14 protein-coding genes are annotated in these 15,296 nt (G+C 58.1%); 13 read left to right on the plus strand and 1 reads right to left on the minus strand.

The features are described from left to right. Positions 1-32 precede the first annotated feature (32 nt). From FHJ80_RS11325 to acpS, 11 genes are all read left to right on the plus strand, one after another. Positions 33-767, plus strand: coding sequence for a sigma-E factor negative regulatory protein (locus FHJ80_RS11325; protein ID WP_139527281.1), 735 nt, complete (start codon positions 33-35; stop codon positions 765-767). 51 nt (positions 768-818) lie between these two features. Then, on the plus strand, positions 819-1,775 hold the full coding sequence (locus FHJ80_RS11330; RefSeq protein ID WP_231125636.1) for a MucB/RseB C-terminal domain-containing protein: 957 nt from the start codon (positions 819-821) through the stop codon (positions 1,773-1,775). Then, the gene (locus FHJ80_RS11335) at positions 1,772-2,230 is read left to right on the plus strand and encodes a SoxR reducing system RseC family protein (RefSeq protein ID WP_255303933.1); all 459 of its coding nucleotides are present in this window, start codon (positions 1,772-1,774) and stop codon (positions 2,228-2,230) included. Before FHJ80_RS11330 ends, FHJ80_RS11335 begins: the two co-directional genes overlap by 4 nt. Positions 2,231-2,296: 66 nt before the next feature. Beyond that, positions 2,297-3,706, plus strand: a complete 1,410-nt coding sequence (locus FHJ80_RS11340; RefSeq protein WP_139527282.1) for a DegQ family serine endoprotease — start codon at positions 2,297-2,299, stop codon at positions 3,704-3,706. Positions 3,707-3,894: 188 nt separating this feature from the next. Next, positions 3,895-5,712: a translation elongation factor 4 gene (gene lepA, locus FHJ80_RS11345; RefSeq protein WP_139527283.1), complete on the plus strand. Its 1,818-nt coding sequence runs from the start codon at positions 3,895-3,897 to the stop codon at positions 5,710-5,712. A 15-nt stretch (positions 5,713-5,727) separates the two neighbouring features. Further along, entirely contained in the window at positions 5,728-6,531 is an 804-nt protein-coding gene (gene lepB, locus FHJ80_RS11350) for a signal peptidase I (RefSeq protein WP_139527284.1), read from the plus strand. Positions 6,532-6,595: 64 nt separating this feature from the next. After that, positions 6,596-7,288, plus strand: coding sequence for a ribonuclease III (rnc, locus tag FHJ80_RS11355; RefSeq protein ID WP_139527285.1), 693 nt, complete (start codon positions 6,596-6,598; stop codon positions 7,286-7,288). After that, positions 7,285-8,184, plus strand: a complete 900-nt coding sequence (gene era / locus FHJ80_RS11360) for a GTPase Era (protein ID WP_139527286.1) — start codon at positions 7,285-7,287, stop codon at positions 8,182-8,184. The genes rnc and era overlap by 4 nt, the downstream gene beginning before the upstream one ends. Before the next feature lie 8 nt (positions 8,185-8,192). Beyond that, positions 8,193-8,888: a DNA repair protein RecO gene (recO, locus tag FHJ80_RS11365; RefSeq protein WP_139527287.1), complete on the plus strand. Its 696-nt coding sequence runs from the start codon at positions 8,193-8,195 to the stop codon at positions 8,886-8,888. A 60-nt stretch (positions 8,889-8,948) separates the two neighbouring features. Continuing rightward, on the plus strand, positions 8,949-9,764 hold the full coding sequence (gene pdxJ, locus FHJ80_RS11370; RefSeq protein ID WP_139527288.1) for a pyridoxine 5'-phosphate synthase: 816 nt from the start codon (positions 8,949-8,951) through the stop codon (positions 9,762-9,764). A 1-nt stretch (position 9,765) separates the two neighbouring features. Then, positions 9,766-10,143 carry a holo-ACP synthase gene (gene acpS, locus FHJ80_RS11375; RefSeq protein ID WP_139527730.1) on the plus strand — a complete coding sequence of 126 codons (378 nt, stop codon included), beginning with the start codon at positions 9,766-9,768 and terminating at the stop codon, positions 10,141-10,143. Positions 10,144-10,152: 9 nt separating this feature from the next. On the opposite strand, the gene FHJ80_RS11380 is transcribed toward acpS, so the two are convergent. Beyond that, positions 10,153-12,846, minus strand: coding sequence for an ATP-binding protein (locus FHJ80_RS11380; protein ID WP_139527289.1), 2,694 nt, complete (start codon positions 12,844-12,846; stop codon positions 10,153-10,155). Positions 12,847-12,937: 91 nt separating this feature from the next. Here FHJ80_RS11380 and cysM point away from each other — a divergent pair, with 91 nt between their 5' ends. Both cysM and rlmD read left to right on the plus strand, forming a co-directional pair. Next, entirely contained in the window at positions 12,938-13,834 is an 897-nt protein-coding gene (gene cysM, locus FHJ80_RS11385) for a cysteine synthase CysM (protein ID WP_139527290.1), read from the plus strand. After that, positions 13,835-15,265: a 23S rRNA (uracil(1939)-C(5))-methyltransferase RlmD gene (gene rlmD / locus FHJ80_RS11390; RefSeq protein WP_139527291.1), complete on the plus strand. Its 1,431-nt coding sequence runs from the start codon at positions 13,835-13,837 to the stop codon at positions 15,263-15,265. Positions 15,266-15,296 lie beyond the last annotated feature (31 nt).

A 15,296-nucleotide genomic window follows, 5' to 3' on the forward strand; every position in this document is an offset into this window, starting at 1 on the left:
ACGTCTCCTAACACAGTGTGAGGGTGTGAAGTATGAGTCAAAACACACGGGAATCACTTTCAGCATTGATGGACAACGAAAGTGATGAGCTTGAATTGCGCCGAGTGTTGAAATCACTGCCTGACGATGCCGATGCGGCAGAGACGTGGCGTCGCTACCACCTAGCGCGCAGCATGATGCAGCGGGAGCGCAGCGTGGATGTCAGCGTTGATCTCTCTGCTGGTATCATGGTGCGCCTCGAAGACGAGCCCGCGCCGTCCGTCGAGAGTGACGTTACGACTGTACCTGCCCGCACGGGAGGCATCTCCTTTGCCCGCGGCGCCGGGGTGGCGGCTGCCGTATCGCTCATGGTGATTACCGGCGTTCAGTTCTTCAACGGTAATGGCTCGACCGGTACCGCCCAGCCAACAGGCAACACGGTGGCGTCGCAGTCTAACCCTGGGACGCAAGTGCAGCCAGTGAGTTTGAGTGCGGCTCAGCCTGCATCGATGGTTGCGTCAGACATGCCCATGTTCGAGCCAACCCCATTCCGGATTAGCGGACAATCGGGTAGCAGTGGTTTGATGAATATCAGTGAGACGGGGTTTTCAACGCCCGTGGCACCCCAGGGCATGATGGCGCAACAAGCAACGACCATCGATGTGGATCAACTTCGTATGCTGCAATCCTATCTCGAGCAGCATGCACAAGGCGCTGCGATTGGTGGTGGCGATAGCTGGACGCCGCTGATGCGTTCATCAGTGACCGAGCCGTTAGGCCAGCGATAAATCGATAGCTAAGGTTGACCTTAATCGTTCTAAAGAGGCTGTTTGATCGGTATGGCGACTGCTAAGAAAAGCGTTTGGGGAGTGGCGCTGGCGCTCGGTATGGCTGGCGCTGGCCTTATCCCGACTCTGGCCCTCGCCGATGCGCAGCCGCCCATCGTTTGTTCGGCGCTTGACGACGAATCATCCCCTGACACCGCTTTGGCATGGTTAGCGCGCAGTATGGTGGCAGGGCACTGTTACGATTTTCAGGCCCGAGCCGTGACCATCGATGCGATAGGTGTCAGAACGTTGGCGCTCTCTCATCGTATTCGAGATGGCGTGCGCCAGCAGGTCGTTCAGCACTTGGATGGACCGTCCGTGAGTGTCGAGAGACGTTCCATTGCAGGCTACATGGCACGCTTTACCCCAAACGAGGGCAACGATCTAAGCGCCTCTCAAGCTTGGGCTCAGCACATCGCTTCTTATTACGATGTCTCTTTGCAAGAAAACACCCGTGTGGCGGGGCGTGACGCAGTTGCGCTTCGTTTTGTGCCACAAGACCAGCAGCGCTACCAGCATGCATGGTGGGTCGATAAATCAACGGGACTGCTACTCAAGCATGTCTTGAGTGACCATCAAGATCGCGTGTTAGAAACCTTCCAGATTACCCAACTGCAATCTCCTGTGCTTTATGAGGGGCACGTTGCCAGCGACGTGACCACCGAACGGTCTTCTTTCTCATGGCGAGTAGACTGGTTGCCTGAAGGGTTTATTGCTCAGCCACAAGAGCCGGGTCAGTCAGCAGAGAATCAGCAGGTTTTTAGTGATGGTCTAGCGGCGGTGAGCCTCTTCGTCACTCCGGTCGAGCAACCCATGCTCGAAGAGGGCGTGCATCGATTAGGCGTATCGACTGCCGCCATTTCGATGCTGTCAGAGGGCGAGCAGCGCTGGCAACTGATTGGTATCGGTGAGCTTCCGCCGGCTACCTTGGAGCGTGTCGTGCAATCTGTGCGTATCGAGCCTCGATGATGACTATGTCGGACGCTGGATGTGGAGCGCTACTCAGAGTAGGTAAAGTAGCTGGTTACACCGATACCGGACTGATCGTTGATGTCTCGCTGAGCGGTGCTTGCCAGCGCTGTGCGGAGGGACGTGGTTGCGGGATGGGGCTCTTGGCGCGTCGCCAGCAGCAGCGAATTATCGTTTTTGCTTCTGCCCCTCGCCCCTCACTTCCGGCGGCTTATCCTCTGAACAGTGACGTCACTATTGCGCTACCCAAGCGTCAGATGAACTATCTAACGCTTCTGATTTATGTCATTCCTTTGCTGTTAGCGTTATTGGTGGCAGGCGCTGCTTCGCTACTTGATGCGCGCGAATGGTTGAGCGTAGCGCTCTTCTTTAGCGCCTTGATGTGCAGCGTACTGGCCCTTAAATATCTACTGCGCGAGCGGATGGAACGCTTCCGTCCACGCTTGGTCAGTTAGTTGTTCCGTAGCTCGCTAAGAGTTGCACTCCCTTCGTTTCGTATCTGCTTGACTAGGAGCTGTTGCATGAAGCGCTTGGTTCTCCCCTCGACACTATGGCTCTGCTTGGTCGCGATGTTTCTGATCGGCCAAAATGCCTATGCGCAAACGCTGCCCGATTTCACTGAGTTGGTAGAAGACGCTGCACCAGGCGTCGTCAATATTTCCACCAGTCGAACGGTGCAGCGCAGCCCAGCCCTCCAAGGGTTTGGCAATCAGGAAATTCCCGAAATTTTCCGCCACTTCTTTGGCGATAGCTTTCCAACACCTCCCGGTGGTGGAGGCGGTAGCCGTAGCCAAGAGCGACAGTCGCTTGGTTCTGGGTTCATCATCAGTGCCGATGGTTATGTGATGACCAACGCACACGTAGTGCAGGACGCCGATGAAATTCTGGTGCGTCTCAATGACCGCCGTGAACTGCCCGCTGAATTGATTGGTAGTGATGCACAAACCGACGTGGCACTGCTGAAAATCGATGCCAACAACCTGCCAGTGCTCAATTTGGGCGATTCCGACGAGCTGAAAGTGGGGGCTTGGGTCGCGGCCATTGGTTCTCCCTTTGGCTTCGATCACTCGGTGACGGCGGGTATCGTCAGTGCGATCAACCGCACGCTACCTCGTGATGCTTATGTACCGTTCATCCAAACCGACGTTGCCATCAACCCGGGTAACTCCGGCGGCCCGCTGTTTAATCTGGAAGGCGAAGTCATCGGTATCAATTCGCAAATCTTTACCCGCAGCGGTGGCTTTATGGGCCTCTCGTTTGCCATCCCAATCAACGTGGCGATGGACGTGGCAGATCAGCTCCGTGAAGATGGCCGTGTAAATCGTGGGTGGTTGGGCGTGATGATCCAGCCGGTGTCGCAGGATCTAGCCGAGTCTTTCGGTATGAGCGAAGCGGTTGGTGCTCTGGTTGCCGATTTAGATCCCGAAGGCCCTGCGGCTCAGGGTGGCTTGCAAGCCGGTGACGTCATCATCGAAGTCAACGGTGAAGAAGTGGATCGCTCCAGCACCTTGCCGCGGCTGATCGGTCGCGTTGCACCCGGTAACGATGTCGAATTGACGCTGATGCGAGATGGCGAGCAGGTGTCGGAAACCGTTGAGCTGGGTAGCTGGCCAGATATGGCGTCATCTGCCTCAGCATCGGGCAGCGATAACCAAGTGCGGTTAGGCGTCGCCGTTGCCGAAGTCGATCAAGCAACGCGTGAGCGTTTGGGGATCAGTGGCGGCGTCGAAGTACGCCAGGTCGAACCGGATAGCGTTGCGGCGCAGGCAGGGCTGCGTGCTGGCGACATTTTGGTGAGTATTGACCACCGCAGTGTCTCTTCGGCGGACGAGCTGATGCAAATCGTCGAAGCGCTACCGAACGACCGAGCGATTCCCGTGCGTCTCTATCGCGACGGCCGCTCGCTGTTCGTTGCCCTTCGCCTCGATTAACCCAAGCGTCAATTCCCTCCAGTCCGGCGGTTCTCGCCGGACTGCTGTTCCTATCCCGCGCATATCGCTACAATAGCGCTTATCTTTTGACGAACTTTGGCAATGCAGTGGTGCGGTTTCCGTTTTTCGCCCTTCGGCCCAGCGCCGCAACTCCCACGCTTGCGCACCAATAAGGTAGAACACACTCGATGTCTCATGACGTTTCCAGCGGAAAGCTCAAGCATATTCGCAATTTCTCCATCATTGCCCACATCGATCACGGTAAATCGACGCTGTCGGATCGTCTGATTCAAACCTGTGGTGGTTTGACCGAACGTGAGCTGAAAGAGCAAGTGCTCGACTCCATGGATATCGAGCGTGAACGGGGCATCACCATCAAAGCTCAGTCCGTCACGCTGGACTACACCGCTGCCGATGGCCAGGTGTACCAGCTCAACTTCATCGATACCCCTGGGCACGTCGACTTCTCCTACGAAGTGTCGCGTTCGCTCTATGCCTGCGAAGGGGCCCTGTTGGTCGTCGACGCGGCGCAGGGGGTGGAAGCGCAGTCGGTAGCTAACTGCTACACCGCCATCGAGCAGGGGCTGGAAGTACTACCCGTGCTCAACAAGATCGATCTGCCGCAGGCCGACCCGGATCGCGTCGCCCAAGAGGTAGAGGAAATCATTGGCCTGGACGCCACTGACGCGTGCCAAGTGTCTGCAAAAAGCGGTATTGGTATCAACGAGCTGCTCGAACGGCTGGTGCGAGACATTCCGCCGCCTAAAGGTGATCCCGAAGCGCCCCTGCAAGCGCTGATCATCGACTCTTGGTTCGATAACTATCTGGGCGTCGTCTCGCTGGTGCGCTTATTCGACGGCACGTTGCGCAAAGGCGATAAGATCCGTATCAAGTCGACCGGACGCGACTGGAACGCCACCGAGGTAGGCATCTTCACACCGCTGCGCAAAGAGACCAACCTTCTGCGCGCCGGTGAGGTCGGCTTCATCGTGGCCGGTATCAAAGAGATTCACGGCGCTCCGGTGGGGGATACCATTACCCATACCAAGACACCAGACGTACCACGTTTGCCGGGCTTTCAAAAAGTGAAGCCGCAGGTCTACGCCGGTATGTTCCCGGTCAGCGCGGACGATTACGAAGATTTCCGCGATGCCTTGGAAAAGCTGGCCCTCAATGATGCCTCTCTCGAGTACGAGCCGGAGAACTCCGATGCGCTGGGCTTTGGTTTCCGGGTGGGCTTCCTTGGTACGCTGCACATGGAGATCATCCAAGAGCGTCTGGAGCGCGAGTACGATCTAGACCTGCTCACCACGGCGCCGACGGTGGTTTACGAGCTCGCCATGAAGAACGGCGACATTCAGTACGTCTCCAACCCCTCCAAGCTACCCGACATGGCCGATGTCGAGCAGATGCGTGAGCCTATCGTGCGGGCCAGCATTCTGGTGCCTCAGGAGTTCGTCGGCAACGTGATCGCCGAGTGTGAACAGCGCCGCGGCACCCAGCTCGACATGCAGTTTCTGGGTAACCAGATCCAGCTCACCTACGAGCTGCCCATGTCGGAAGTAGTCATGGATTTCTTTGACCGTTTAAAATCCATCTCGCGTGGCTATGCGTCGCTCGAGTACAACTTCGAGCGCTTCGAAGCGGCAAAACTCGTGCGCTTGGATGTGCTGATCAACGGTGACAAAGTCGATGCGCTGGCGGTCATCATTCACCGCGACCATGCTCACTCCCGCGGCCGTTTGCTGGTGGAGAAAATGAAAGAGCTGATCCCCCGTCAAATGTTCGACGTGGCGATTCAGGCAGCGATTGGTGGCCAGGTCGTGGCCCGCTCGACGGTAAAAGCGCTACGTAAAAACGTCACGGCGAAATGTTATGGCGGCGACGTCAGCCGTAAGAAAAAGCTGCTCGAAAAACAGAAAGCCGGTAAGAAGCGGATGAAACAGGTGGGGCGTGTCGAAATTCCCCAGGATGCCTTCCTTGCTGTGCTCAAGGTAAACGACTAGGGATACGAACCCCACATGGATTTTTCACTGTTATTGGTACTTGCCGTCGCGCTCTCAGGGGCCATTTATCTGTTGGATGTGCTGGTGCTTCGGCCAAAGCGCCGTGAGCGCGTGGCAAAAGCAGAGTCGGCCACCATGGAAGGGCTGGATGCGCCGACGCGGGAGAAGCTCTTAAAAGAGCCGTGGCCGGTCGACTACTCGCGTTCTTTCTTTCCGGTGCTGTTGGTGGTGCTGGTGGTGCGCAGCTTCATCATCGAGCCATTTCAAATTCCCTCGGGCTCCATGAAGCCCACGTTGGAAGTCGGCGATTTCATTCTCGTCAATAAATTCGCCTACGGCCTACGTTTGCCGGTCGTTCATCATCGTTTTTTGGAAGTAGACGATCCCGAGCGGGGCGATGTCATGGTATTCCGTTTTCCTGAAGAGCCATCGGTGAACTTCATCAAACGCGTGGTGGGGCTGCCCGGCGACCGTATTCGCTATGAAGGTAAGCAGCTCTATGTCAATGGCGAGCCGGTCAGTAAGGCATTGATCGAAGAGGGGCCGATGCGTTCCCCTCAGCAGCTGTTGCTGGAGGAGGAGTTGGGTGACGTGAGTCACTTCATCTATAACAATCCCCGTGATCCAGGCCCGCAAATGCGTGAAGTGGTCGTACCGCAAGGCCACTATTTCATGATGGGCGATAACCGCGACCACTCCAACGATAGCCGCTACTGGGGCTTCGTGCCGGAAGAGAACATCGTCGGTCGCGCCTTTGCCGTGTGGATGCATTGGGATGGCGGGCTACCTAGCTTTACCAGCATACGGCGTATCGAATGAAGCAGTACCGTTTTCAAATCGTAAGTGTGGTTGTCTTAGTTAACGTCAATGACGTAGGAGCACTGTGAGTAATTCCTTAACCGCTTTTTGCCGACGAATCGGCCATACCTTTGGCGACCCAACGCTTTTGGAACTGGCCATGACTCATCGAAGCTACGGTGGTCGCAACAATGAGCGCCTGGAATTTCTGGGTGACTCCATCGTCAATTTCGTGATTGCCGAAGCGCTGTTTCAGCGCTTTCCCCAGGCGCGGGAAGGGCAGCTCTCGCGTTTGCGCGCCCGCTTGGTCAAGGGCCAAACCCTAGCGGAGCTGGCCCGAGAAATGGCCTTTGGCGAGTGCTTGAGGCTGGGGTCGGGAGAAATGAAGAGCGGCGGCCATCGCCGTGAATCGATTCTAGCGGATGCTGTAGAAGCCGTGATTGGCGCGATTTATCTAGACGCTGGAATGGATGCCGTGCGCGAGCGCGTACTCGCATGGTACGCCGACCGCCTGGAAAACATCTCGCTGCAAGATACTCAGAAAGATCCCAAAACACGCTTACAAGAGTTTTTGCAGTCGCGCCAAGCGGCGCTGCCACGTTATGAAGTGGTCTCTGTAAAGGGTGAGGCGCATGCCCAGACCTTTACCGTGGAGTGCTACATCGAGCTTTTAAGCGAGCATACCACGGGTAAAGGCCCCAGCCGCCGCCATGCCGAACAGCAGGCTGCGGAAGAAGCATTGTCCTATCTCGAGCAACCCCCTGGAGACAAATCATGAGCCAAACCTGCGGCTTCGTGGCCATCGTTGGCCGTCCCAACGTAGGCAAGTCAACCCTCATGAACCGGATTCTGGGGCAAAAAATCTCGATCACTTCTCGGCGACCGCAAACCACGCGCCACCAAGTGATGGGTATCAAAACCGTCGACGATACGCAGTTCATCTATGTCGACACGCCGGGCATGCACATCATGTCCAAGGATCGTAACAAGGCTATCAACCGCTTCATGAACCAAGCGGCGACCCAGGCACTGCGCGATGTCGACTGCGTGGTGTTCATCATCGACCGCACCCGTTGGACAGACGAAGACCAAGCCGTACTGAAGCGTCTAGAGCACGTGAAGGCGCCGGTCATTCTCGCGGTCAACAAGGTCGACCGTCTTCAAGACAAAGGCGATCTGCTGCCTTGGCTGGCCGATGTGGGCGCACGCCGTGAATTTGCCGCCGTGGTACCCATTTCTGCCAAGCATGGCACCCAAGTAGAGACCCTGGAAGAGGAAGTCGCCAAGCACCTGCCCGAGAGTATCCATTTCTTCCCGGAAGACCAGATCACCGATAAAAGCCTGCGTTTCATGGCGGCTGAACTAGTGCGTGAAAAAGTCATGCGTCAGCTCGGCGACGAGCTGCCCTACCAGATGACGGTCGAGATCGAAGAGTTTCGCGAGACCGAGCGAGTCACGCATATCAGCGCGCTGATTTTGGTAGAGCGTCAGGGGCAGAAGGTGATTTTGATTGGCGAGAACGGCGACCGAATCAAGAGCATTGGCCGCGAGGCGCGCCTGGACATGGAGCGCGCGCTGGGAACGAAAGTCATGCTCAACCTGTGGGTCAAGGTCAAGCGCGGCTGGTCCGACGACGAGCGGGCCCTGAAGAGCCTGGGTTACGATCTCGATTGAGTGGCTCCATGACCGCCGAGCCTGCGTTTTTGCTTCATCGCCGTGCCTACCGTGAAACCAGCGCGCTAGTCGATCTATTGACACTCGACCATGGCCGCATCCGTGCGGTAGCTCACGGGGGGCAGCGGCCCGGCTCGAAATCTCGTCAGCGGCTGCAACCCTTTACGCCGCTGTTCGTCTCCTGGCGCGGCGAACGAGAGCTGAAGCGGCTGACGTTGATGGAGTCGCGTGGGCACACCGCCTTGCTGGCCGGCGAGGGGCTGCTATGTGGCCTGTACGCTAACGAAATTGCCACTCGCTTGCTGCCCCTTGAACTCGCGGCGACCGAAGTTTTTGCTTTTTACAGCGCGCTGCTGGAGGCACTGCCAGTGCCCGCCGAGCGCGGTCTGGCGCTTAGGCGCTACGAATGGGCGCTTCTGGACGTGCTCGAGGCCACGCCGCGCTTTAGCACCCCAGAGGGAGGTGCGCTGGACCCACATCAGCGCTACCGTTTCGAAGCCGACACTCGCGCGTTCGTTGCCGCACCTCAAGGCATCGAAGGACGTACCCTTCGATTAATCGAACAGGGTGATTGGCAGCCAGCGGGCCTGGCCAATGCATTGAAAGCGGTCATGCGGGCAGCGCTGGCTCCTCACTTAGGAACTACCGCTCTGCGTTCCCGTGAATTGATGCTGGATTTGGCTCGCCGCCGTCATCGCTCTTGAGCCACCGTTACCACTGATCGCGATAGTGTTCTATCGCTGTTGATTGATTGGAGTCTCTGCATGCACCCCCCACGGATTTTACTCGGCGTAAACATCGATCATATCGCCACGCTGCGTCAGGCGCGTGGTACACGCTATCCCGACCCGGTGCAGGCAGCGCTGCTGGCCGAGGAGGCAGGAGCCGATGGCATTACCGTTCATTTGCGCGAAGACCGTCGCCATATTCAGCCCCGCGACGTGCGGCTCTTGGCCGAGGTGCTCAATACGCGCATGAACCTGGAAATGGCCGTCACCGAAGAAATGCTGGCGCTGGCAGAAGAGGTACGCCCGGCACACGTGTGTTTAGTGCCTGAAAAGCGCGAAGAGCTCACCACCGAAGGCGGCCTGGATGTGGTTGGCGGCTTCGAGCAGATCGCTAGCGCCTGCCAGCGCTTAGCGGCGGCGGGGTGTGACGTGTCGCTATTCATCGACCCCGAGGAATCACAGATCGATGCTGCCCATCGTGCCGGTGCGCCCACCATCGAGCTACACACTGGCGCTTACGCCGACGCCAAGCCGGGCAGTGCCGAGGCCAACGCCGAGTATGATCGCCTCAGCGCGGCGGCGGTGTACGCGGTTTCACTAGGCTTGGTGGTCAATGCCGGACACGGTCTGCATTACCACAATGCGGAAGCGATTGCCGCACTGCCCGGCGTCAACGAGCTCAATATCGGTCATGCCATCATTGCCCGAGCGCTCTTCGTTGGTTTGAAGGAAGCCATTCAAGAGATGAAGCGTTTGATCATCGCGGGTCAGGAAGCGGGCTTGATGGCCGCCCTGGACGCCCACGAACATGACCACGATCACGGCGATGGTCACCACTGCTGCAGTCATTGATATGATCGTCGGAATTGGCTCGGACATTGCTCGGGTTGAACGCTTTCGTCAGGCCGTGACGCGTCACGGTCCTCGTTTTGCGCAGCGCATCTTAGGGCCAGACGAGCAGCGTGCATGGCAGTCGAAGGGGCAGGCGACGGCTTATTTGGCAAAACGCTTTGCGGCCAAGGAGGCTTTCGTTAAGGCGCTTGGGCTAGGGCTCCGCCAGGGCATGCAGTGGGGCGAGATACAGGTGCTCAACGATGCACTGGGTAAGCCGAGCCTCAAGCTCAGCGGTGAAGCGCAGCGCCGATTTCTCGAAAGCGGCGCCACCGCCGCCCACATTACCTTAAGCGATGAAGCCGATTATGCCGTTGCTTTTGTCGTACTGGAGCGATGACGTCGGTCATCACTTTTCGACCAGCGCAGCGCGCTCCTGGCTGAGTCTTTCCATGGCGGTGTAGAGCTCGTCCAGCAGCGTTTCCACATGCCGCAGTCCGCTGGTGCGCAGCCGCGTTTCCAATGTTTCTACCAGTAGCGCAAGCTCCGGCGCACCGCAATATCGGCTAGCGCCATTCAAGCCGTGTACCCAATCCAGTAGTGTCGTCAAATCCTCCGCTGAAAACGCACGACGGATGTGTCGCTCGCTTTCGGGCAGGCTATCGATGAGCCGTACCAACTGCTGCTTGGCCAGCGTTTCTTTGCCACCAGCCAGTCGGGCACCCAGCGTCAGGTCGACGGCAGGCAGCGAGCTTGAGGGTTCGATAGGGGCTTGCAAGGCGCGAGTGGGCTCTGTCGACGCAGGCTTGGCTGCCACCCCTAAAAAGCGCTGGAGCAGCTGCTGTAGCTGAACATCGTCGATGGGCTTGACCATGACGTCGTCCAACCCCTCGGATAGCCACTGCTGGCGTTCCGCGCTCAACACGTGGGCCGTCACCGCAATGATGGGGCAGCGTGCCCAGCTATTGTTGATACGTCGCAATGCTTGGGTCGTTTGAATGCCATCCATACCGGGCATTCGAATGTCCATGAGCACCATGTCAGCGGTGGCATGTTTGGCAAACTCTAACGCCTCATGGCCGCTCTCGGCGAGTGCGATTCGCAGGGTATCGCTCTCCAGCATCGCTTTGAGCAGCTCGCGGTTAGGCGCATTATCGTCGACGATCAAAATCGTCAAGCGCGGGGCCGGTAGCGGTTTAGAAACGTTGGCGCTGGGCGCTGTCTGTGCCTGTGGCTGCAAGAGGTGGCGTAGCGTGGTGGCCAGCTGCGCTCGGGTAAATGGCTTGCACAGCATCTCACCACCGTGGGGAAGCTCCCAGGTGGGTAGATCGAAGCTGGTGGTATTGGCCAGCACCAGTACCGGACAAGGCGTCTGCTCAATGACCGACTGCCAGTAGCCTTTTCGCTCGTCGTTAAAATCCTCAGCCGAGAGGCAGAGAATCAGCAGTGACTCATTGCCTGCATCGATGAACGAGACAGGACGCGCTCCCCAGCGCTCTAACAGGTGCTCGAGCACGTTGCGGGTAGGAAGGTGCGGCTCGTGAAGTCGAATGATCGGGCCATCCAGGGTCAATTCTGGAGGGCGTTCGTCGGCAAGATGCGCCAACAGCGGCAGAGTGAAAGAGAACGTCGAGCCTTTGCCGAGTTCACTATCGACGGTGATTTCACCGCCCATTCGTTGAATGAGTTGGCGGCAGATGGTCAGCCCAAGACCGGTGCCGCCAAATTGACGCGAATGGCTGGGCTCTGCCTGGGAGAAGGCACTAAAGAGCTGCTGCTGATGCTCTTCGCTCAGCCCGATGCCCGTATCGCTGACGCTAATGTGCAGCACGACATGCTGCCCCTCTTGGTTCTCTAGCATCACGCGAACGATCACCTCCCCCTCGGTGGTGAACTTGATCGCATTGCCTAGCAAGTTGTTGAGCACCTGATGAATGCGCAGCGGATCGCCACAAAGCGGCGTGGGCACGTCGTCGTACACCATGGCGACCAAATGGAGCTGCTTGCGCTGCGCTTCCGGGGCATGTAGGCCTATGATCTCATCGACTAAAGCAACGATATCGACGTCCACCTCTTCCAGCGTAAGCCGGTCGGCTTCCAGTTTGGAGAAGTCCAAGACATCGTTCACCAGCATGAGCAGGTTGTCGCAGGCGCGACGAACGTGTTCTAGCCACTCTTTTTGACGGCTATCCAGCGAAGAGCGCCCGAGTAGGCGGCAGAAACCCACGATGCCATTGAGCGGCGTGCGGATTTCATGACTCATATTGGCTAGAAATTCGGATTTGACCGCGTTGGCCCGAAGTGCGCTGCGGTGGGCGAGGTCTAGCTTGATGTTCTGCTCTTCGATGGTTTCCATCGACTCTTGCAGCTCGCTGGTCGCCTGCTCGATTTGACTCTGCATATCTCGTTGAGCCTGTTGGAAATGCTCGGCCAGTCGATTGATGTGTTTGGCTAGCTGCTTGAATTCGGTGGGCTTGGCGTGGGACATCACGAGGCTGTAATCGCCACGGGACAAGCGATATAGGGCTTGGTTGGCCTCTTCGATAGGTCGGCTGGCGTAGCGGCTGATGGCAAAGGCCGCCAGGAATAGCAGCAGGCCGAGCAGCATGCCACCGAGGCTCAAGCTGGCGATCAAACGGTAGCGCTCGAGCGTTAGTGCGCGGATATCCATCTCGGCTTCCAACCAGCCGTTGGTAACAAGGCTGGTCCCACCCACCGCCTGACTGGTGATCGGTACCTGTAGGCGCCACGTGTCTTCCTCTTTGGCGATGACGGTCACGTCGGGCGCGTTCAGGCGCGGCGGAGGCGGCATCGAACGGCCCAGTACCAACAAGCGGTTGCCCTGCTCGTCGAACAGTGTCACCGCTCTTAGACCACGGTGCTCCAACAACTGACGGGCCAACGCTTCCAGTCGTGGCAAGTCGCCATCGGCCATGGCAGCCCCAAGGCTGGGAGCTAACAATTCTCCAGCGCTGGTCAACCGATCTTCGAGCACGCTTCTACCGGTATGTTCATTTTGCAGGACCAGCAGAACGGCCATGACGGCATAGACCAGCAGAGGGAAACCAAGCAGAGCGAACAGCAGGCGCGTATTTAATGACATGAAAGAAGCTCGTCGAATCTGGAAGGTTGCCTGTCCACTCACAGGCAGCACCGATATAATGCAGCATAACGGTTACGATAAGGAGTGTCCGATGAATTATCCCACGCTCGAAGAGGTGGTGGGCAATACGCCCTTGGTGCGCCTTAAGCGCATCAGTGCTGGAAAGAACAACACGCTATTGGCCAAGCTGGAGGGGAATAACCCGGCCGGCTCGGTCAAGGACCGCCCGGCGCTTTCCATGCTCAGCGAAGCCGAAGCCCGCGGTGAGATCTCGCCGGGAGATACGCTCATCGAAGCGACCTCTGGAAATACCGGCATTGCACTTGCTATGGCAGCGGCCATCAAAGGGTACAACATGACGTTGGTCATGCCGGAAAACGCCTCCGCCGAGCGCAAGCAGGCCATGGCCGCTTACGGCGCCAAGCTGATCACGGCCAGTAAAGAGGGCGGTATGGAAGAAGCGCGGGACATCGCTGACGCCATGATCGCTCGGGGAGAAGGCAAACCACTGAACCAGTTTGCCAACCCGGATAACCCGCTGGCGCATTACCGTACCACCGGGCCGGAAGTGTGGCGGCAAACGGGCGGAGAGGTAACCCACTTCGTGAGTTCAATGGGAACCACCGGAACGATCATGGGCGTGTCGCGCTACCTGAAAGAGCAGAATAGTGCGATTCAAATCGTCGGTTTACAGCCCGCCGATGGGGCCAGTATTCCAGGCATCCGCCGCTGGCCACAGGAGTATCTGCCCGCCATATTCGAAGCGCCGCGGGTGGATATCACACTCGATATCAGTCAGCAGGAAGCCGAGACACACATGCGCCGTTTGGCCCGTGAAGAGGGCATTTTGGCGGGCGTGTCATCGGGTGGCAGCTTGGCAGGCGCCCTGCGTATTGCCGAGCAAACCGAAAATGCGGTCATCGTGTTCATTGTGTGTGACCGAGGCGATCGCTATCTCTCCACGGGCCTGTTCGCCCCGGAGGTATAGATGGCTATGTTGGGTAAGCGGCGGCCACCACGGCCCGCCTCGGGCCACTCTGGGTTGGCCCGCCAACCTTATAGCAACGGCGTGCCGACCAAGCAGCCTATCGGCATCGATGTCGGCGCGCCGCTGTCGATCGAGCGTTTGGCCCATGATGGGCGTGGCGTGGCCCATCACCCGGACGGTAAAACCGTGTTCGTCGATCGGGCGCTGCCTGGAGAGCAGGTCGAGGTGGCGGTACATGTCACGCGCAAGCGCTTCGACGAAGCGCACGTCAAAACGTTAGTAACCCGCTCTCCCCAGCGTGTAGAGCCGCCGTGCGCGCATTTCGGCCACTGTGGCGGATGTGATTTGCAGCACCTAGCGCTCGATGCACAGCGTGCCCATAAGCGTGAGGTCGTTAGTGAACTGATGGCCCGTCAAGGCGTGAGGCTATCGGCAGTGACGCCCATTAACGGGCAGTCCGAACACTATCGCCGACGGGCTCGTCTAGGCGTCAAGGTCGATGGTCAGGGTAACGTGCGCCTGGGATTTAGAGCAGCCAATAGCCATCGGTTGGTCGATATCGAACACTGCCATGTGTTGGTGCCGTCGCTACAGGCGCTACTAGACCCGTTAAAACAGCTGCTTATCGAGTTGGATGCACCGCGCTCCATTGGCCATATCGAATTGCTCTCGACCCCTAAGGCCACGGTAGTGCTGGTGCGACAGCTCAAAGAGCAGCCTCAAGATAGGGGGCGCTGGCAATCCTTTGCAGATCAACACCACGTGCGTTTTGGCATATGGCTGGGCCGGGAGTCACCCTCGCTGCACTGGTATGGTGAGGTACCTGCACTAGAAGAGCGCTTCTCATTGAGCGCATTGGGCGTGACTGACTCACAGACCGCTAACGAACTGGTGCTGACGTTTGCCCCCGGCGATTTTTTACAAGTAAATGCCGAGGTCAACCAAAAGATGGTGGCGCAGGTGATAGCATGGTTGGCACCTGGACAAGGAGGGCGGCTGCTCGACCTGTTTGCCGGGATAGGGAACTTCAGCCTGCCGATAGCCGCTGCAGGAGCCAGCGTGCATGCCGTAGAGGGAAGCGCCGCCATGGTCGAGCGCTTGAAAGCCAATGCAGAGCTGAATCGACTGGTTGTGAGTGCCCAGCAGGCGGATCTCAATGAGTCGACGGCAGTCAAGGCGCTGCTTGATGAACACCCGGTCGATGCGGTGGTACTCGACCCGCCGCGCAGCGGTGCTGAAGCCGTATGCCAAGCGCTAGGGCGTCGAAAAGTAGCGAAAATTGCCTATGTTTCCTGCGATCCGGCTACGCTGGCCAGGGATGCGGCACACCTTGTGCATGCAGGTTATCGCGTCGAGCACGTCGCCGTCGCGGATATGTTTCTGCACACTGCCCACATGGAAACGCTGATGCTGTTTGAATACGCGGGCTAGTCTGCCCTTTGCAGCAAGCATTGGTGGCGGC

The sequence above is a fragment of the Halomonas sp. BL6 genome (assembly GCF_006228115.1).
Taxonomy (GTDB): Bacteria; Pseudomonadota; Gammaproteobacteria; order Pseudomonadales; family Halomonadaceae; genus Vreelandella; species Vreelandella piezotolerans.